At 37.1% G+C, this 18,866-nt stretch carries 19 protein-coding genes; 10 read left to right on the forward strand and 9 right to left on the reverse strand.

Going from position 1 to position 18,866, the window contains the following annotated elements:
• The first annotated feature begins 105 nt into the window (after positions 1 to 105).
• Positions 106 to 2,484, forward strand: coding sequence for a phosphoenolpyruvate synthase (ppsA, locus tag Q4493_RS14005; protein WP_303453800.1), 2,379 nt, complete (start codon positions 106 to 108; stop codon positions 2,482 to 2,484).
• Positions 2,485 to 2,739: 255 nt separating this feature from the next.
• Here ppsA and maoP read toward each other — a convergent pair whose 3' ends face one another.
• Positions 2,740 to 3,039, reverse strand: coding sequence for a DUF413 domain-containing protein (maoP, locus tag Q4493_RS14010; protein WP_303453802.1), 300 nt, complete (start codon positions 3,037 to 3,039; stop codon positions 2,740 to 2,742).
• A gap of 101 nt (positions 3,040 to 3,140) precedes the next feature.
• Between maoP and Q4493_RS14015 the strand changes: the two genes are divergently transcribed.
• The 8 genes from Q4493_RS14015 to Q4493_RS14050 all read left to right on the forward strand — a co-directional run bounded on the left by Q4493_RS14015 (position 3,141) and on the right by Q4493_RS14050 (position 10,597).
• Complete coding sequence (locus Q4493_RS14015) at positions 3,141 to 4,028, forward strand: LysR family transcriptional regulator (RefSeq protein ID WP_303453805.1); 888 nt, start codon at positions 3,141 to 3,143, stop codon at positions 4,026 to 4,028.
• A 172-nt stretch (positions 4,029 to 4,200) separates the two neighbouring features.
• Complete coding sequence (locus tag Q4493_RS14020; RefSeq protein ID WP_303453808.1) at positions 4,201 to 4,443, forward strand: hypothetical protein; 243 nt, start codon at positions 4,201 to 4,203, stop codon at positions 4,441 to 4,443.
• A 280-nt stretch (positions 4,444 to 4,723) separates the two neighbouring features.
• A complete protein-coding gene (locus Q4493_RS14025; protein WP_303453811.1) occupies positions 4,724 to 5,239 on the forward strand; it encodes a hypothetical protein in 516 nt (171 codons plus the stop codon).
• Positions 5,240 to 5,255: 16 nt separating this feature from the next.
• Positions 5,256 to 5,798 (forward strand): DUF4287 domain-containing protein, encoded by a 543-nt coding sequence (locus tag Q4493_RS14030; RefSeq protein WP_303453813.1) that lies wholly within the window; start codon positions 5,256 to 5,258, stop codon positions 5,796 to 5,798.
• 57 nt (positions 5,799 to 5,855) lie between these two features.
• On the forward strand, positions 5,856 to 6,089 hold the full coding sequence (locus Q4493_RS14035) for a hypothetical protein (RefSeq protein WP_303453815.1): 234 nt from the start codon (positions 5,856 to 5,858) through the stop codon (positions 6,087 to 6,089).
• 145 nt (positions 6,090 to 6,234) lie between these two features.
• The gene (locus Q4493_RS14040; RefSeq protein ID WP_303453817.1) at positions 6,235 to 6,603 is read left to right on the forward strand and encodes a DUF3224 domain-containing protein; all 369 of its coding nucleotides are present in this window, start codon (positions 6,235 to 6,237) and stop codon (positions 6,601 to 6,603) included.
• 3 nt (positions 6,604 to 6,606) lie between these two features.
• Complete coding sequence (gene bla / locus Q4493_RS14045; protein ID WP_303453819.1) at positions 6,607 to 7,350, forward strand: subclass B1 metallo-beta-lactamase; 744 nt, start codon at positions 6,607 to 6,609, stop codon at positions 7,348 to 7,350.
• Positions 7,351 to 7,537: 187 nt separating this feature from the next.
• On the forward strand, positions 7,538 to 10,597 hold the full coding sequence (locus Q4493_RS14050) for an FAD-binding and (Fe-S)-binding domain-containing protein (RefSeq protein WP_303453865.1): 3,060 nt from the start codon (positions 7,538 to 7,540) through the stop codon (positions 10,595 to 10,597).
• A gap of 169 nt (positions 10,598 to 10,766) precedes the next feature.
• On the opposite strand, the gene Q4493_RS14055 is transcribed toward Q4493_RS14050, so the two are convergent.
• Complete coding sequence (locus Q4493_RS14055; RefSeq protein WP_303453821.1) at positions 10,767 to 11,813, reverse strand: Glu/Leu/Phe/Val dehydrogenase; 1,047 nt, start codon at positions 11,811 to 11,813, stop codon at positions 10,767 to 10,769.
• 255 nt (positions 11,814 to 12,068) lie between these two features.
• On the opposite strand from Q4493_RS14055, the gene Q4493_RS14060 reads away from it, so the two are divergent.
• The gene (locus Q4493_RS14060) at positions 12,069 to 12,467 is read left to right on the forward strand and encodes a DUF4826 family protein (protein ID WP_303453823.1); all 399 of its coding nucleotides are present in this window, start codon (positions 12,069 to 12,071) and stop codon (positions 12,465 to 12,467) included.
• Positions 12,468 to 12,534: 67 nt separating this feature from the next.
• Here Q4493_RS14060 and Q4493_RS14065 read toward each other — a convergent pair whose 3' ends face one another.
• From Q4493_RS14065 to Q4493_RS14095, 7 genes are all read right to left on the reverse strand, one after another.
• The gene (locus Q4493_RS14065; protein WP_303453825.1) at positions 12,535 to 12,996 is read right to left on the reverse strand and encodes a GNAT family N-acetyltransferase; all 462 of its coding nucleotides are present in this window, start codon (positions 12,994 to 12,996) and stop codon (positions 12,535 to 12,537) included.
• A gap of 4 nt (positions 12,997 to 13,000) precedes the next feature.
• Positions 13,001 to 14,149 (reverse strand): cupin domain-containing protein, encoded by a 1,149-nt coding sequence (locus Q4493_RS14070; protein ID WP_303453829.1) that lies wholly within the window; start codon positions 14,147 to 14,149, stop codon positions 13,001 to 13,003.
• 104 nt (positions 14,150 to 14,253) lie between these two features.
• Positions 14,254 to 15,624: an adenylosuccinate lyase gene (purB, locus tag Q4493_RS14075; protein WP_303453831.1), complete on the reverse strand. Its 1,371-nt coding sequence runs from the start codon at positions 15,622 to 15,624 to the stop codon at positions 14,254 to 14,256.
• A 73-nt stretch (positions 15,625 to 15,697) separates the two neighbouring features.
• On the reverse strand, positions 15,698 to 16,321 hold the full coding sequence (gene hflD / locus Q4493_RS14080; protein ID WP_303453833.1) for a high frequency lysogenization protein HflD: 624 nt from the start codon (positions 16,319 to 16,321) through the stop codon (positions 15,698 to 15,700).
• A 28-nt stretch (positions 16,322 to 16,349) separates the two neighbouring features.
• Positions 16,350 to 17,495 (reverse strand): tRNA 2-thiouridine(34) synthase MnmA, encoded by a 1,146-nt coding sequence (gene mnmA, locus Q4493_RS14085; RefSeq protein ID WP_303453836.1) that lies wholly within the window; start codon positions 17,493 to 17,495, stop codon positions 16,350 to 16,352.
• A 169-nt stretch (positions 17,496 to 17,664) separates the two neighbouring features.
• Positions 17,665 to 18,078, reverse strand: coding sequence for an NUDIX hydrolase (locus Q4493_RS14090; RefSeq protein ID WP_303453838.1), 414 nt, complete (start codon positions 18,076 to 18,078; stop codon positions 17,665 to 17,667).
• A gap of 59 nt (positions 18,079 to 18,137) precedes the next feature.
• Complete coding sequence (locus Q4493_RS14095) at positions 18,138 to 18,779, reverse strand: pseudouridine synthase (protein ID WP_303453840.1); 642 nt, start codon at positions 18,777 to 18,779, stop codon at positions 18,138 to 18,140.
• Positions 18,780 to 18,866: the final 87 nt, after the last annotated feature.

An 18,866-nucleotide genomic window follows, 5' to 3' on the forward strand; every position in this document is an offset into this window, starting at 1 on the left:
GTTTTAATAATAACCAGTGTAAAATGATCTCAGCTACAATAAAACTAATATGCAAATAATTATATAAATAAACCTTTTAATTTTATCCAGATCGGAGAATTTGTCGTGCAGGAATATGTACTTTGGTATGAAGAGTTAGGTATGGGTGATGTAGAACGCGTAGGCGGAAAAAATGCATCACTAGGTGAAATGATTTCAAACCTTTCAAATGTTGGGGTGCAAGTGCCTGGTGGTTTTGCAACAACAGCATTTGCATTTAACGAATTCTTAGAGCAAAGCGGCTTAAACGACAAGATTTATCAATTACTTGATACATTAGATGTGAGTGATATTCATGCGTTAGCTGACTGTGGTAATACTATTCGTCAATGGATAATCGATACGCCATTTTTACCTGAAATGCAGCAAGACATAGAAAAAGCCTATGATAAGTTAGCCGGTGAATTTTCAGCTGATGCTTCTTTTGCGGTTAGATCTTCAGCTACTGCGGAAGATATGCCGGACGCCTCATTCGCAGGTCAACAAGAAACCTTTTTAAATGTACGTGGTTTAGAGGCAGTGATGATCGCGATAAAACACGTCTTTGCCTCTTTATTTAATGATCGAGCAATTTCTTATCGTGTTCATCAAGGCTATGATCATAGAGGTGTTGCACTTTCAGCCGGTATTCAACGCATGGTGCGCAGTGATATTTCATCTTCTGGGGTAATGTTCTCAATTGATACTGAATCAGGCTTTGAAGACGTTGTTTTTGTAACATCTAGCTATGGTTTAGGTGAAATGGTCGTTCAAGGTGCAGTGAATCCTGATGAGTTCTATGTTCATAAGCAAACATTAGCCAAAAATAAGCCTGCGGTTGTTCGCCGAAATATCGGCTCTAAAGCGATAAAAATGGTTTATACCGATACACAAGAACACGGTAAGCAAGTGGAAGTCATCGATGTTGAAGAGCATGTATCCAATCAATTTTCATTAACGGATGATGAGGTTCAAGAACTTGCTAAACAAGCCGTTATTATTGAAAAGCATTATCAACGTCCTATGGATATTGAATGGGCCAAAGACGGTTTAGATGGCAAGCTTTATATTGTACAAGCGCGCCCTGAAACGGTTAGAAGTCGTGAAACAGCTAATGTAATGGAACAATTTCAATTACAAACCACTGCCGATATTATTTGTGAAGGCCGCTCGATAGGTCAAAAAATAGGTAGCGGTGAAGCGAAAGTTTTAGCCTCACTTGATGAAATGGATAAAATACAGCCTGGCGATGTATTAGTGACCGATATGACGGATCCTGATTGGGAACCAATCATGAAAAAAGCGTCGGCTATCGTTACTAATCGCGGCGGGAGAACCTGTCATGCGGCTATTATCGCTCGTGAAATGGGAATACCAGCTGTAGTAGGTTGTGGTGATGCAACCAGTAAAATTGCTACCGGTGATGAAGTCACGGTTTCATGTGCTGAAGGTGATACGGGTTTTATTTATCAAGGCAAGCTTGAATTTACCGTCACCACTTCACAAGTTGATGATATGCCTGAATTACCACTGAAAATAATGATGAATGTTGGTAATCCTGACAGAGCCTTTGCTTTTGCTCGTTTACCACACGCGGGGATTGGTTTAGCTCGCTTAGAGTTTATCATTAATAAAATGATTGGTGTTCATCCGAAAGCTTTGATTAATTTTGATGAGCAATCTGCTGATTTAAAAGATGAAATCAATGATATTATCGCTGGTTACTCTAGCCCAACCGAGTTTTATATTGCTAAATTAACTGAAGGCATTTCAACATTAGCTGCAGCTTATGCCCCTGAAAAAGTGATTGTTCGAATGTCAGATTTTAAATCAAACGAATACGCTAACTTAGTTGGTGGTGAGCACTTTGAACCTGATGAAGAAAATCCAATGATCGGATATCGTGGAGCTTCTCGTTATATTTCTGAAGACTTTAGGGAATGTTTTGCGCTTGAATGTGAAGCGATCAAACGAGTGAGAAATGAGATGGATCTTACTAATGTTGAAATAATGATCCCATTTGTTCGAACCCTTGAAGAAGCTGAGCAAGTAATTGAAATTTTAGCTGAGTATGGTTTAAAGCGCGGCGAGAATGGCCTAAGAGTCATTATGATGTGTGAATTACCCTCTAATGCTTTATTAGCTGACCAGTTTCTTGATCATTTTGATGGGTTTTCTATTGGCTCAAATGACTTAACTCAATTAACTTTAGGTCTTGATAGAGATTCAGGCTTAATTGCTCATTTATTTGATGAGCGTAATCCTGCCATTAAAGCGTTATTTTCAATGGCTATTAAGGCGTGTAAAGCGCGTGGTAAATATGTTGGTATATGTGGACAAGGGCCTTCAGATCATGCTGATTTTGCTGCATGGTTAGTTAATGAAGGGATTGATAGTGTGTCATTAAACCCTGATACTGTGCTTCCTACTTGGCTATATTTAGCCGAGCAACACGCTAAAAGCTAGCAATCAAAGCATTTAAAAGTTAGTAGAAAAAACAGCATTATTAAAGAAAATTAATAATGCTGTTTTTTATGGCTGGATAAAAGCCCACTTTTTTGAGGTAATAATTTGTTAAAGTGATGGTCTTTTGAAAAGTTCCTTTTTCTGCTATTTGTGTTTGCACTGTTATTGTTTGTTCTGTGATTGTTTGAACAGATATAAAGTGCAACTAGCTAAAGTCACCATAAAGTTACTGTAAAATAACAGCACTATCTAATCTTAAGCACATCGATGTAAACTATGAAACGGCCTATATTGAGTTAGCTTTTTATATTTTTGCCATAATAATTCAATTTTTGTCGTCCCCTCATTGCCTGATTTACAAAAAAAGACAAACTGCTCTTCCTCCTGATTTTCAGGTAGCGCTTCACCTTGCTCTAACATTAATAATCGTTTTCCTATAACACTTAACAATTCAGCATCTGCAATTGTAAAGTCTCCAGATTTACTAAAACCACGAGGAAAATGCACATCATCATAAAACCTATCTGTTTGAATAAAACCGTGTGTTATTGTCATGTTTACCTCTGTTGACAGGGGAGATATTTTCGAAGATTATGCGGCTAAGTATTTAGTGTGTAAAACAAATAATAATTATCGTTTCGATAAGAGATAACGTAATGGATGTTGAGTTAATAAAAACCTTTTTAGAAGTAAAAGATTGCCGACATTTTGGCAAGGCAGCGGAAAATTTATATCTTACTCAAGCTGCCGTTAGCACGAGAGTTAGACAGCTAGAAAGGTATTTTGGTGTTCCTTTATTTCATCGCGCGAGAAATAACATTCAATTAACCCCGGCTGGCGAACGATTAGTACCTCATGCGGAAAATATGCTCAATACCTTGCGGATGGCAAAACAAGACGTTGCGTTAGCGGCTGATCAAGTCGCACAAATTTCTATTGCTGGCACCCCAAACACATGGGATGTATATATTCATGATGCCATTTCAAAAATTTATAACTATCAACCTCATATCAGTTTAGTTGCAGAGATTTTATCACGCGAGCAATTAACCAGGCAGTTATTGGAACGAACTGTAGATGTTGCGATTTTATTTGATCCTCCAAAAGTTGAAGAGTTAAAAATTGAATCTTTGCACATGTTTAAATTAATCCCTGTCACTACCTTTGAACATGAGATTGAACATGGCTCAGAAGTCGAGCGTTATATCATGATAGATTGGGGCACAAGTTTTATTAACTGGCATGCGAAAGAAGTGATTGGTATTTCTATTCCTGCGATAAGAACAAGCACTGCACGTATCGCCCTTGATTTAATGCTGCAATGTGGTGGTAGTGCCTATCTACCAGATATGTTAGCAAGGCCTTTTATCGAACAAGGCACCTTATTCGAAATCCCTAAATTACCGGTGTTTGAACGTGAAGTTTTTAGTGCTTTTCATAAAGAAAATGAAAATGAACAACGCATTATTGAAATTAAAAATTTATTAAGAAAGGACGATCCTGAAGCGCCAGCCATTATGACGCCTCAAATTGGTATGGATTGATGGTTTTTTTATCATGAACTGTTTGTAAAAACATCACACATACTCCACGCAAAAGCTATGCCTGATTTAAGTAAAATATTTTTATCGTAAACTAAAAAATATTTTACTTTTCTTACCTTTAAAAAAAATAGATTATCCGATTTTAACAAGATTAACTTTTTTGGTGAATAACATGGCAATTGAAACTCAATATGAAATGGATTCCTCAGACGATCTAAATTTTAACTGTGATGATGATTATCCGGAGTTAGATAATAACATTGCTGACTTTGAATTGAGTACGGGTTCAAATGAAGTAAAAAACTCTCGTCAAAATCATAAACGTAACTTCTTGGCTAAAAAGAAAATTGAACAGTTGCAAGAAGCTAAACGCCTAAGAAAGTTAGAAGAGGATTACTTTGATGATTGGGATTAGTAGGGAATTTAATTAATATTCATATTCATATTCATATTCATTAACTTATTTTCTATAAACTAATCGTTTTTATTGTAATAACTCAATGTCCATTATTGATTGCGTAAAGGGTTAACCTTTGCGCAATTATGCCTTTATTTAAAACCAATCCATTATATTTCAACATTCTTTTTACTCCACCATTTGCTTTTTTATCTTTGTCACTTAAGCTAGCACTATTGTTAATAGCTTGTTAGTTTAATGAGTTTTCGCTAGTTACAAAGTAAGGAGTCTTATCAACATGGCAAACCTCCCTTGGTATAAAAATCCAGAAATGATCGTGGCGTTATCGGCTTTGGTCATTGGTTTGGTTACCGCCTTTACGTCTATCTATTCAGCTTACGTCGATAGAGAATATGCAAGAGCTTCTGTTTGGCCTCGTTTAGAAATATTTAGAAGTTACAATGTGAATGCGTTTAGTTATGGCGTTCATAATAATGGTACGGGACCGGCGTTAATTAAGTATGCAAAAGTGTTCGATGGTAAAAATTATTTAAAAACTTGGAAAGAGTTAGAATCCTTTCAAGGCGTAAGACAATCCCACTTAAGTAACCGCACATTATCGCCGCAAAAAAGTATCACACCCGTGTCATATAAAGGTAAAGATGCCGATAAACTGGCAGAAGCGGATAAATTAATTAATATTGAACTTTGTTACTGTTCAATATATGACGAGTGCTGGCTTATTGATAGAAACAACCGTCCTGAAGAAGTAGAAGCTTGCGTTATTAACGAAGAGCAGCAGTTCTTACAATAAAAATTGAGGTGACATAATGGATAAAGCACTAGAAACTATGATCAAAAATATGCCTGAAAAAACCGGTAAACCACTTGAAGAGTGGCTTGAAATATTAGCCAAAGAAAATTTCGATAAACATGGTGTTGCCGTCAAGTTTTTAAAGTCTGAACATGGCGTAACCCATGGCTTTGCCAATACGATAGTGACGTTGTGGAGACAGGATGACTCGTCAGAACAAGATCTCGTTCGCGAGCAATATCGAGGGAAAGAAGCATTAATTCCTCTTTATGAAAAGCTTATTGCTATTGTTGCTAGCTTTGGTGATGATGTTGTTATCACGCCGAAAAAGACCAGTGTTAGTCTTATTCGTAAAAACCAATTTGCTTTAATAAAGCCTGCTACTAAAACAAGAATGGATTTGGGTTTAAAGCTTAAAGATATTGAAATTCAAGGGCGATTAGCAAGCTCTGGGCCTTTTGGTACTATGTGTACTCATAGAATCTTATTAAATGATGTGGCAGATTTAGACGACGAAGTGATTAAATGGTTAGCCTTAGCCTATGAAAAATCAGTTTAACTGTCATTAAAAAGTTAGTTATTATCTTCAATATCAGCTTTATTCAAGAGGCCTTATATGGATAACAAAAATACAGATAAATCAAAACAAGAAAATACTTTTACTCAAAAAAATAACAAGGAGTCAAATATGGGAGCTGGAATCGCGCTTGGGGTTGGCGTTGGTGTGGCAATTGGCACTGCTATGGGAAATATAGGGGTTGGTTTAGCTATTGGTATAGCCTTAGGTGTGGCATTTGGCTCAAAAATGCAAAAAAATTGTCTGTCAGATAAAGATAAAACAGATAAATAAATTCAATCACTTAATTTATTTATCCATTTTCGGTTTATTGGCAAATCAAGTGTTTGCCAAACAATCAGTGACTGAACCAAATTTATACAATCCATCAAATTTCAAGCAAGCAGTAGATACTTTACAAGAGACAAAGAGAGTAATAATGATAGCAAAAGGACAATTTGACATTAACTTATCGCCACAAAATGATGAAATCTCCGCAGGAAGAATGTTAATTGATAAAACTTATACAGGTGATTTCACTGGTACAGGTAGTGGTCAAATGATCAGTAAAAGAACATCATCTGGTACAGCAGTTTATTACGCTATTGAAGAAGTTACTGGGCAACTAAACGGTAAAACAGGCGCGTTTACATTGGTACACAGTGGTGCGATGGATAAAACGTCACAGTCGTTAACTGTAACTATTTTAGCTGGTTCGGGTGAAGGGGAACTAAGTAATATTTCAGGGTCGTTAGAAATTATCCAAGAAAATGGTGATCATTCATATGTACTAAACTATACGTTGTAAGCGATGATGAAGTTTCTATTTCCAGTTTTTATTTTAATATTATCTTTGAATTTATCTGCTGATGATAAGTTACCGCCCATAGCAATTAAACAAATTGAACAAGGCGTGTTTTTACATAAATCTTATAGCGAAGTACAAGGATTTGGTATCGTGAGTTCTAATGGCTTGATTGTCATTGAAAATAATCACGCTTTTATTATTGATACCCCTTGGTCTGAAAAAGATACAGAGCTTCTTCTTGCTTGGATTGACAATAATAATTATCAATTACTTGGCAGTATTTCTACCCATTCTCATGAAGATAGAACCGCAGGCATAGCCTTGCTAAAACAGCATAATATTCCTACTTATGCATCGGCTTTAACAAATAATATTTTAAAAGCGAAGGATAAGGAAACTGCTGAGCATGTTTTGAATCATCAAATACTTGAACAGCAAGGTTCGTTATTAATGAATGGGGCATTAAGGGCTTTTTACCCTGGCGCAGGTCATTCTATTGACAATATCGTGGTATGGCTGCCGAAATTAAAAATACTTTATGGTGGTTGTTTAGTAAAAAGCTTGAACAGTAAAACACTTGGATATACAGGAGAAGCTGATATAGCGCAATGGCCTATTTCAATCAAAAAATTACAACATAACTATCCGGATATAAAATATATTGTGCCTGGTCATGGGAGCATCGGAGATAGTCAGTTATTGGCACACACTATTACGCTTACGCGTAGCGCCTTGCAGCATCATTGATGTTTACGAAAAGTGATGCTCATACGTTCATGATCTTATTCAGATTATTCGTGAACAGTTACGCAGAGCAAAATTATATAAATAATAGTTGAAAAAGTTCTTAAGGTTTTTGATATCTGTCTGTCAAATCTTAAAATGACCATGATATACTTTGTCTACTTTTCTCTCTGCAAGTATTAAAGCTGTTATGTTACCTCGGTTAGATCCTCAAGAGCTTGTTGCTCCGTTATATCAAGATTACGCTAAAACCCTATCATTGCTTAATTTTACTGGTGATATTAGTACCAGTTATGGCGCACGTTTAGCTGTGGCAACCGATAACAGTATTTATCAACAATTACCGCAATTAGTATTACATCCGCGCAGTCAAAGTGATATTCAAATCATTACTGAGCTTGCCAGCCAAGATAAATTTCAAGCAATTAAATTTAGTGCTCGTGGTGGTGGTACGGGAACCAACGGACAAAGTTTAACGCCGGGTATTATTGTTGATTTATCAAAATATATGAACCGCATTTTAGAAATTAATGTTGAAGAAAACTGGGTTAAAGTTGAAGCGGGTGTGGTAAAAGATCAATTAAATGATTTTTTAAGGCCTTATGGTTTTTTCTTTTCCCCCGATTTATCAACCAGTAATAGAGCAACAATAGGCGGCATGATCAACACAGATGCCTCAGGTCAGGGCTCTTTAGTTTACGGTAAAACATCTGATCATGTGCTCGGTTTAACGTCGGTATTAGCCAATGGAGAAGCCTTATCTACCTCACCTATGTTAGTTGCTGACGCCGCTGAATTGGCAAAAGAAGACACTACATTAGGGAAAATCATTAAACAAGTACTTGCCACAAGTGTTGATAAACGACAGAAGATTTTAGCTAAATTTCCACGTTTAAACCGTTTTTTAACCGGCTACGATCTTGAACATGTTATTAGTGAAGATTTACAAACTATTGATTTGTCGCGTTTGATCACTGGCTCTGAAGGTTCGTTAGCATTTGTCTGCGAAGCAAAATTAAATTTAACACCCATTTCTAAAGCGAAAACGTTAATTAATATTAAATATGACAGCTTTGATTCTGCGCTTCGTCATTCTCCGACTTTAGTTGCTGCGAATGCTACTTCTGTTGAAACCATCGACTCGAAAGTCTTAAATTTAGCTAAACAAGATATTGTTTGGCACTCAGTCAGTGAGTTAATTACTGATGTCGAAGATAAAGTGATGGACGGGATAAATATTGTTGAATATAACGGTGAAAGTCCTGAAGCGTTAGCCGGTGAAATTTCAGTATTAACCGCGCAACTTGATAAAGATATTGCTAATGAAACGGGAGTTATTGGTTATCAAGTCACCTCTGATCTTGCTAGCATCTCTAAACTATATGCGATGCGTAAAAAAGCGGTCGGGTTATTAGGTAATACCCAAGGTAGTCAAAAACCGTTAGCGTTTGCCGAAGATACTGCGGTGCCACCTGAGAATTTAGCGGACTTTATCGCTGAGTTTCGTGAATTATTAGACAGTTATCAGTTACATTACGGGATGTTCGGTCATGTTGATGCAGGGGTGTTACATGTGCGTCCAGCACTTGATATGTGTGATCCTGAACAAGAAATTATCATGCGTGAGATCTCTGATAAGGTCGTTGCTTTAACCGCTAAATATGGGGGGTTAATGTGGGGTGAACACGGTAAAGGATACCGTAGTGAATATAGCCCTGAATTTTTCGGTGAAGAACTTTTTAATGAATTAAGAAAGATAAAAACAGCTTTTGATCCGCTTAATAAAATGAACCCTGGCAAAATTTGTACGCCAATCGACTCGACAGAGCAACTGGTGTCAGTAGATGCTGTTAAACGCGGTACTTTTGATCGACAAATTCCTATTGAGGTTAAAGACTCATTCAAATCGGCGATGGAATGTAATGGTAACGGTTTATGTTATAACTATGATGCCAATAGCCCTATGTGCCCCTCAAGTAAAATTACACGCGACCGTCGTCATTCACCCAAAGGACGTGCTGGTTTAATGCGCGAGTGGTTACGTTTATTAGAAAACAAAGGTGTGGATATTTTATCGCTGGAAAAAAATATCCATGGCTGGTCGGTTAAGCAATTACTCGATAAAGTGAAAAATAGGCTTGGCAGGGCAAATCAACAAGATTTTTCTCATGAAGTGATGGATGCTATGTCTGGTTGTTTAGCGTGTAAAGCCTGTGCAAGCCAATGTCCAATCAAAGTAGATGTCCCAGATTTTAGAGCACGTTTTTTAAATGTTTATCATTCTCGATATTTTCGTCCATTAAAAGATCACTTAGTGGCAAATGTTGAACAACTGGCACCGTTGATGGCGAAAGCACCCAAATTTGTTAACTTAGTGTTAGACAATAAGTTATACGAAAGCTTTTCAAAAGCGACGATAGGTTATGTTGATACACCATTATTATCGGTACCAACGTTAAAGATTCGAAATGAAAGAAATGGTTTTGAGCGTTTCGATTTAGCACGGTTTAAAAGCTTTTCAACAGAACAAAAAGCGCCGTATGTTTTTATTGTACAAGACCCGTTCACCTCATTTTATGATGCTGACGTGGTTGAGAAACTGATGCAACTTATTGCTAAGTTAGACTTTAAGCCTGTTTTAGTTCCATTTAAACCTAATGGTAAACCACAACACGTGAAAGGTTTTTTAACGCGTTTTGCCAAAACTGCAAAAAATACTGCAGATTTTCTAAATCAATTACATGACTTAGCGATCCCGATGATCGGTATGGATGCTTCTTTAACGTTATGTTATCGCGATGAGTATAAGCAAATCTTAGGGGAGAAACGTGGTGACTTTACGGTATCACTGGCCCATGAATGGCTTATTTCGATGATCGATCATAATAAATTAACAATTAATCAAAAGTTGCTTGAAAATAATACTGAATATAAATTATTTGCTCATTGTACCGAAAAAACAGCATTAGCTGGCAGTGAACAAGAGTGGGTAAGTATTTTTAAATATTTTGGTTTAACGTTAAATAAAATGCAAGTTGGCTGCTGTGGTATGGCTGGCACTTATGGTCATGAACAAGTGAATTTAGATAATTCTAAAGGCTTATTTGAGTTGAGCTGGCAGCCAAAACTAGCGGATATTAATGCAGAGCAAGTGGTTGTTACTGGTTATTCTTGTCGTTCGCAAGTGAAACGCTTAGCGGATATAAAAACCCGACATCCAGTCGAAGTTTTATTGGCAACGCTTGTTTAGTTTAATGCTGAATTCATTGAAATTGATTATTGAAAAAGCCAACGAACATAATTTATAAAAGATAAAACAAAAAACCGATCTATAGATCGGTTTTTAACTGTAATCATGAACTTATTTCGTTAATCTAATTCTTACACTTAATGTGATTAGTGCTGAGTTTACTTAAGGGTTAAGCAAGTTTACCGCGTGCGATAATTTCACGTGCCATTTCATCAGCTACGATACCCGTAGGCTTATTTTCATTAGCTGCTTTTTCAAATACATTCATTAAGGTTTGGTAGATATTTTCAACTAACTTGGTCGCTTCAACTTCACAATAAGGTTCTGGGTAAATTTCTAAGGCTACGTTGATAATGCCCCCCGCATTGATCACATAATCAGGCGCGTATAATATGCCTTTATCTTTTAATAATTGATCATGTTTAGCCGCAGCTAATTGGTTATTTGCACAGCCGGCAATGATAGAAGCTTTAAATACATTAATGGTTTCATCGTTAACAGAAGCACCTAACGCGCACGGAGAGAATACATCAACGTCTTGATGATATATGTCATCTAAAGATACGATTGTCGCTCCAAATTCGCTAGCTGCTTTATCTAAAGCGGTTTGATTAATATCTGTAACAACTAAGCTTGCGCCTGCTGCATGGAGTTTTGCACATAAGTCATAGCCAACACTACCTAAGCCTTGCACAGCAACTTTTAATCCTGATAAGCCCTCTTTACCCAGTTTAAATTTAACGGCTGCTTTAATCCCTAAAAATGTACCTAATGCGGTAAATGGTGCAGGGTTACCACTTTTCCCATCTAATCCTGCTACAAAGTCAGTTTGGCTATTCACAATCGCCATATCACTGGTGGTGATATTGACGTCTTCTGCGGTGTAATATCGACCACCAATATTATTCACCGCACGACCAAAAGCTTCAAATAGTTCTGTTGATTTAAGTTGCTTTGGGTTACCAATGATGACGGCTTTACCACCGCCGAGTTTTAAACCCGCCATTGCATTTTTATAAGTCATTCCTTTTGATAATCTTAAAACATCGGTTAGTGCTTGTTCATCATTATCATAATCCCAAAAACGACAACCGCCAGCGCCTGGCCCCAATGCTGTGTTATGCACCGCAATAATTGCTTTTAAGCCAGTTGCTTTATCACTACAAAATACCACTTGTTCATGATCATCAAAATCTACTAAATCGAAAAATGCCACTACCTGATCCTCGTGTGCGAAATGGGTCTCTTTGAAACCAATGTTGTAATAATTCTTGCTGCGCACATTACCACTAAGAATACGGTATAGCTAGTCTAGGTAAGAAATTAATAGCGGTTTAACTTGTGATATTTTGTCGCGAAAATTGTACACAAGTCCATGGTTGTTGAAAGGCTAATTTAACGATAGCTTGCTTAAGAATAAATCTTTATATATCCTCATGCCCAGACAATAAAGTAGTAAAGGTAAAGCAGTATGAGTTCACTTCCTCAACTAACCGATGAAGAAAAACAACAATGGTTAAAAGATAAATACCAAGTTGCCACAAAGTTTTTAGCCGATAAAGGTTTAGTTACTGTCAGTGTGTCTGACGCAGATAGTAGATATATTATTCCACTGTTTTCAGTTTGGAAACTGAATTTAATTGATAAATCCAGTGTTTGGGTTATAGCAGGTGATTTACCGACTGATTATATTGAAACATCGGCAGCAAAAGATGCCAGAGAAGCCGTACGTCATTTTTCTTATAAATGGCAGATGCAAGCGGATCAATTATTACAGACAGGTGCTAAGGAGCAACAAGAATTTGCCAATATACTCATTAGCAGAGCAGAAAATTTATATAATATCTTTATTAAAGATGAAATTTGGTAAAAATAGTATCACTGGTGAGCGTTAAATATATGCTACCTATAGCCAAAACAGCATAATTAATACAGTGTTAATGGCTAAGGTAGTATTTTGCACTTTTAATCGAATCAAGTGAGCATTGCATTCGCTGCCTAGGCATTCCCGCTTCCATAAAAACGGCACCAGCACTTATAAAATTGAATCGTCTAAAATACTCTACTTTTTCAAGCGGACTATAAATAAAGACTTCGTCTAAGCTTAAGTCTTTTGCAATCGCAAGCAAACTTTGCATAATGCTATGGTCAACGTTACTTTTTCTATATGGTTTTAACACAGCAATACGAGAAATCTCTCCTGTTGCTAATATTCGACCAGTACCAATTGGCTCTTGCGTTACATCATCACAAACTAACAAATGAAACGCATAGCGATCTTTTTTATCGAACTCTATCCTTTTAGGGATCCGACGTTCGCAAACAAATACTTTTTCTCTAACGTTTTTAAGCAGGGGAGCAGCATTCTCCCACTGAACTCTTCCAATACTAAATGACATTATTTTATTCTATATACCAATAACCCTTATTTAACACACTAGTTAACAATTGAACGTTTTTCAAACAACTGGTGAAACTTTTTGCTTTTTTTGTTGTCATGGCCTGAGATCCAGCCAGATAAACGCCTAATTCGCTTGTTTCATCTGATAATTCAAATGAGTCACCATTGATAACTAAACTGCTTGTCGGGGTAGAGCACACCAAGGCTTTGATGCCTGAAACCGGCGCAAACTGAATTTCATCATCTTCTAAAAAGCCCATCACTTGTTCGGTAGTAAAAGCCTCCATCGGGATCAATAATTCAAGGGTATGATGACTTTGAGTTAAATATTGACTGATAAATTGTGAAAAAAGCGGCTCATCACTCAATTGACTTAGCATAAAGCTTTTTATTTGATTCATATCTTTTGCTTTTAATTGATATGGACTGTCAGTGACGTCTCTGTCTGCGTCAGAAAAACGCTGCTCACCTAATGTTTCATCAATAAGCTTATCGGCAAATGCTGACCACAAGTCTTGATTACTCGGTGCTTGAAATCCAATGGAATAGTTAACAGAGTTTTCAATTGATACCCCATTATGTGGGTGATTTGGTGGTATATATAGCAGATCACCTGGCTCTGTTATTTCATCAATCATTGGCGTAAATTCACTCACTTGCTTTAAATCAGGATGAGGAATTAACGTTTCTAAAGTGCTGTCAGGTGCGCCAACTTGCCAACGGCGTTTCCCCTCACCTTGAAGAATGAAGACATCGTATTGGTCTAAATGTGCGCCAACCCCTCCATTGGGTGTAGAAAAGCTCACCATCACATCGTCAATACGCCAACGAGGAATAAAGGTAAATAAAGAGATCAACTGATCTGTATCCCGCGACCAGTTATTCACGGCTTGAACGAGTAGCGTCCAGTTGTTTTCACCGAACTTGGCAAAATCGTCAAAAGGCCCGTGTTCTACATGCCAAGTATTATCAGGATTTTGCGCGATAATGCGTGATTCAATCTCTTGCTCCATCGCTAAGCCGGCAAGTTCATCAGCTTCGATGGTTCCTTGAAAATTTGGCATAGCTTGTTTGATGAGCAAAGGTTTTTTTTGCCAATATTCTTTTAAAAATGTCTCAGGTGTTAAATCACCCCATTGAATACTTTCCATACGTGTTAACTCTTGATCATAAATGCGTTAATCATTAAAAAACAAAAAGGAACCAACGGGTTCCTTTTTAAATTGGCTTATCTAAGCTTACTGTAAAATGCTTACTAGTCTAATTCATTAATAAAAGAAACCGCACGGCCAATATAGCTAGCAGGTGTCATTTCTCTTAAAGAGGCTTTTGCTGCTTCTGGCATATCTAAATTATCGATAAAAGCACGCATAGAATCGCCGTTCACTCGCTTACCACGAGTAAGCTCTTTTAATTTCTCATAGGGTTTTTCAATACCGTAACGACGCATCACAGTTTGTACAGGCTCTGCTAATACTTCCCAATTACTGTCTAATTCGGCCAATAAGTTTTCTTCATTGACTTGCAGTTTGCTGATCCCTTTCAATGTTGCACCGTAGGCAATTAAAGAATGCGCGAAACCTACACCTAAGTTACGTAAAACCGTAGAGTCCGTTAAGTCACGTTGCCAGCGAGAAACCGGTAACTTTTGCGCAAGGTGAGCAAATAAAGCGTTTGCAATGCCTAAGTTACCTTCAGAGTTTTCAAAATCAATTGGATTAACTTTATGTGGCATCGTTGAAGAACCAATTTCACCAGCAATTGTTTTTTGTTTGAAATGACCAATGGCAATGTAACCCCAAATGTCACGATCAAAATCGATTAAAATCGTATTGAAACGTGCAACCGCATCAAATAATTCAGCGATATAATCATGTGGTTCAATTTGAGTGGTGAAAGCATTCCAAGTTAAGTTTAATGAGGTGACAAATTCATTAGAAAAAGTATGCCAATCAACTTCAGGATAAGCTGAAAGGTGCGCATTGTAGTTACCTACCGCACCATTAATTTTTCCTAAAAACTCAACATTAGCAATTTGCTCACGTTGACGCTTTAAGCGCACATACACGTTGGCAAATTCTTTACCCATAGTACTAGGTGAAGCAGGTTGACCGTGAGTACGGCACATCATTGGAATTGATTTATATTCAATTGCTAGCGCTTTTATTTCAGCAAGAATGTCATCGATGACTGGCAATAATACTTGTTCACGACATTCAGACAACATTAAACCATGAGATAGGTTATTGATATCTTCTGAAGTACAAGCAAAATGAATAAATTCAGTGACAGCATTTAATTCTGCGTTATCGGCAACTTGCTCTTTTAAGAAATATTCAACCGCTTTTACATCGTGATTGGTAGTGGCTTCAATCGTTTTTATGCGTAAGGCATCTTCTTCACTAAAATTATCAACAATGGCGTTTAATGCCGCAGTTGCATCAGCACTAAAAGCTGGAACTTCGTTAATTTCTGATGTTGCCGCTAACTTTTGTAACCAACGTACTTCAACCGTTACGCGATATTTAATCAAACCAAATTCACTAAAAATAGGGCGTAATGATTTTACTTTACTGCCATAACGACCATCTACTGGTGAAATAGCACTTAATGCTGAAAGTTCCATAATATTTCCTAATTTCGTTAACTGGCTTTATTTATTCACTTGAAAAGTAAAGCGTTGTTAACATGATTAATATTTATATACGTTTTAATAATTGCTCTGCACATTCAACAATTTTTGAACGTGAGAATAAAATAGCTCTGCGTTTGCCACCCACTTGTCGCCATAATACTGATGAGCGAATACCGGCAAGTAATAAGGCTCTAATTTTATGTTGATTGACGGGTTGCTTTAAAATTTCTGGATTGCCGGCTACTTGAATAGGCGTACCTATTGGGCTAATGAGATCACTGTAAATACTAGCTAAACTTGAAATTAGTGTATCACTATCAATATCATAGTGAGCTAATTGTCGTTGACATTGCTCTATTCTGTTACTTAATTGGGCAAGCTGTTTCGGCTTTTTACTTAATCGACGCTCTAAACTTAATAAGCTAACCACATAGCGAGTAATTTCCGGATCTTTTTGCTTAGACTGGTTGCCTAAGTGCGACACTAAAGTTTTTAACCCTAATGCTAAATGACTGATATCTCCCCCGTAAACCTCTAAAGTACTGTCGGGAGAAGTGATCATAATACTGTTTAACAAAGTTACAAATTCTTCATCGAGGCTTTGTCCCTGTCTGGAAAGTTTTTGTACTAACAATGCAACTTGGCAAACTGCTGCGAGTGTTATTGTTTGTTCTTCAAATGCTTGCATAAAATATAACTAACCTTAACCCATGCGCTTAACGAATAAGAGAATTGATAATACCACCGCCTAAGCAAATATTATCTTGATAAAATACCACAGACTGACCTGGTGTTACCGAGCTTTGTTGCTCATCAAACATAACTTGGTAAGTACCGTCTTCTTCACTGAGTGGTGATAAGGTACAAGAAACGTCATCTTGTCGATATCGGGTTTTCACTGTACATTTAATTGGATTAATTAAAGGCTTACGGTTCACTAAATGCAGTTGGTTGCCTATTAAACCTTTTGAAAATAGGCGAGGGTGATTATGACCTTGACCAACAATTAACACGTTTCTTAGTAAGTCTTTTTCAACTACGTACCAAGGCTCTTCACCGGCGTTTGCTAAACCGCCAATACGAAGCCCTTTACGTTGGCCTAAGGTGTGATACATCAAGCCGTCATGCTCGCCGATGATTTCACCCTCAGCTGATTCAATTTTTCCAGGTTGGGCTGGTAAATATTGGCCGAGAAAGTCTTTAAACTTTCTTTCACCAATAAAACAAATCCCAGTACTGTCTTTTTTATTAGCGGTAACTAAATCCGCTTTTTCGGCGATAGCTCGTACTTCAGGCTTTTCGATATTACCAACCGGAAATAATGTTCGGCCAACTTGTTTATCGCTTAAGGTATATAAAAAGTAACTTTGATCTTTATTACTGTCTAAACCACGTAACATTGCCCATTGGCCATTGCCTTGTTCATCTACGATAAATTTGCGTTGTACATAATGACCTGTAGCTATGTAGTCGGCACCTAAATCTTCACAAGCAAACTCTAAGAAGGCTTTAAATTTAATTTCTTTATTACACATAATATCAGGATTAGGTGTACGGCCTGCTTTATATTCGGCTAAAAAGTATTCAAAAACATTGTCCCAATATTCTGTTGCAAAATTAATGGTATGAAGTTTAATACCAAGTTTTTCACACACTTGTTGAGCGTCTTTTAAGTCATCAGCCGCAGCACAGTATTCATCGGTATCATCTTCTTCCCAGTTTTTCATGAACAAGCCTTCAACTTGATAGCCTTGTTCAATTAGCAGGTGTGCAGATACAGAAGAGTCAACACCACCAGACATACCAACAATGACTTTGGTATCTTGTGGACGTTTTTCGTTTAATGGCTCACTAATAGACATTGATTACTCGTTTTACCTAATGTTTACGTTATTTTACAAACGCCTAAAGAAAATGGCGCGAAATTATAGCACGGGCAATTACTGGGTCATAGTACCTAACATGAGATTCTCTCAATGAAAGTGACATTTTAAAAGGTGATTGGTATGAACTTTTTAAACCCGATAAACGTTAAAGATTCGTTTTAAAAACCGCTAAATTCACTTTTTGACCGGATAAATAATCCTCAATGCACTTTAAAACCATTGGGCTACGTAATTGCTTTGTTTGAGATTTTATTTCGTCTAATGTTAGCCAATGAGTGGTTATTATCTCATCGTCATGTGGCGAGGTTTCTAGCAATTCATCAACTTCAATAACAAAACAAAAACGTAAAAAATACAGGGAAATATCCGGTCGATGAAAATAATAAATGCCGCTACAATATTGAGGTTCAATTAAAAGCCCGGTTTCTTCATGAATTTCCCGTTTTACCGCATCAATTAAGTTTTCATTTGCTTCTAAATGTCCTGCTGGTTGATTAAATACTTGCTGATTGTTTTCGAGTTCTTCCACAAGTAAAAACTTATTTTGACACACTATCACTGCGGCTACGGTAGTATTTGGTTTGAATTGTTAACTTCCATGTTGTTGTGTTATGTGGCTCATTTTGTATGCTCAATATCGAGTAATTTGTACTCACCATTTGCGATATCTGCTATGGTATATTTCCCTATGCTATAACGAATTAACCTAAGAGTAGGGAAACCAATATTGGCTGTCATACGTCGAACTTGTCTATTTCTTCCTTCCGTGATGGAAATTGCTAACCAAGTCGTGGGGATATTTGCTCTTTCTCGAATAGGAGGGTTACGTGGCCAAACATTAGGTTGCTCCATTACCGTTACTTTTGCTGGTTTTGTCATACCATCTTTTAATTCGACGCCTTTTCGTAATAAATTAAGGTCGGCTTCTTGTGGCTCACCTTCAACCTGTACCCAATAAGTTTTTTCAGTTTTCTGAGCAGGGTTCGCTAACTTATGTTGTAACTTACCATCATTGGTGAGTAAAAGTAGACCTTCACTGTCTCTATCAAGACGACCTGCTGCATAAATGTTTTTAATGGGGACATAGTCTTTTAAGGTTTTTCGAGGGTTTTTATTGGTTACATCGTCATCTGTAAATTGACTTAGCACATTAAATGGCTTGTTAAGCAAAACTATTTTTCTATCCTGAACTACTGGTCTGACCTTTTTTGCATGGCTTGATTTTGCTCTTTTATTCAGCCCATTTCTTTTTTCTACCACGCTTTTTTACTCCGTTTTATTACTAATCGTTCTTACCAAGCTATTTTAATATGGCATGTTTTCCTATACTATGCGCGCGCTAAATAA

It is taken from the genome of Colwellia sp. 1_MG-2023 (genome assembly GCF_030546755.1).
In the GTDB taxonomy this organism is placed as follows: domain Bacteria; phylum Pseudomonadota; class Gammaproteobacteria; order Enterobacterales; family Alteromonadaceae; genus Thalassotalea_H.

Coding starts and splice junctions, on each gene's coding strand:
- maoP (WP_303453802.1), bottom strand. CDS start 3,039: ATGACAATAACACACGGTTTTATTCAAACAGATAGGTTTTATGATGAT.
- Q4493_RS14015 (WP_303453805.1), top strand. CDS start 3,141: ATGGATGTTGAGTTAATAAAAACCTTTTTAGAAGTAAAAGATTGCCGA.
- Q4493_RS14020 (WP_303453808.1), top strand. CDS start 4,201: ATGGCAATTGAAACTCAATATGAAATGGATTCCTCAGACGATCTAAAT.
- Q4493_RS14025 (WP_303453811.1), top strand. CDS start 4,724: ATGGCAAACCTCCCTTGGTATAAAAATCCAGAAATGATCGTGGCGTTA.
- Q4493_RS14030 (WP_303453813.1), top strand. CDS start 5,256: ATGGATAAAGCACTAGAAACTATGATCAAAAATATGCCTGAAAAAACC.
- Q4493_RS14035 (WP_303453815.1), top strand. CDS start 5,856: ATGGATAACAAAAATACAGATAAATCAAAACAAGAAAATACTTTTACT.
- Q4493_RS14040 (WP_303453817.1), top strand. CDS start 6,235: ATGATAGCAAAAGGACAATTTGACATTAACTTATCGCCACAAAATGAT.
- bla (WP_303453819.1), top strand. CDS start 6,607: ATGATGAAGTTTCTATTTCCAGTTTTTATTTTAATATTATCTTTGAAT.
- Q4493_RS14050 (WP_303453865.1), top strand. CDS start 7,538: ATGTTACCTCGGTTAGATCCTCAAGAGCTTGTTGCTCCGTTATATCAA.
- Q4493_RS14060 (WP_303453823.1), top strand. CDS start 12,069: ATGAGTTCACTTCCTCAACTAACCGATGAAGAAAAACAACAATGGTTA.
- Q4493_RS14065 (WP_303453825.1), bottom strand. CDS start 12,996: ATGTCATTTAGTATTGGAAGAGTTCAGTGGGAGAATGCTGCTCCCCTG.
- Q4493_RS14070 (WP_303453829.1), bottom strand. CDS start 14,149: ATGGAAAGTATTCAATGGGGTGATTTAACACCTGAGACATTTTTAAAA.
- purB (WP_303453831.1), bottom strand. CDS start 15,624: ATGGAACTTTCAGCATTAAGTGCTATTTCACCAGTAGATGGTCGTTAT.
- hflD (WP_303453833.1), bottom strand. CDS start 16,321: ATGCAAGCATTTGAAGAACAAACAATAACACTCGCAGCAGTTTGCCAA.
- mnmA (WP_303453836.1), bottom strand. CDS start 17,495: ATGTCTATTAGTGAGCCATTAAACGAAAAACGTCCACAAGATACCAAA.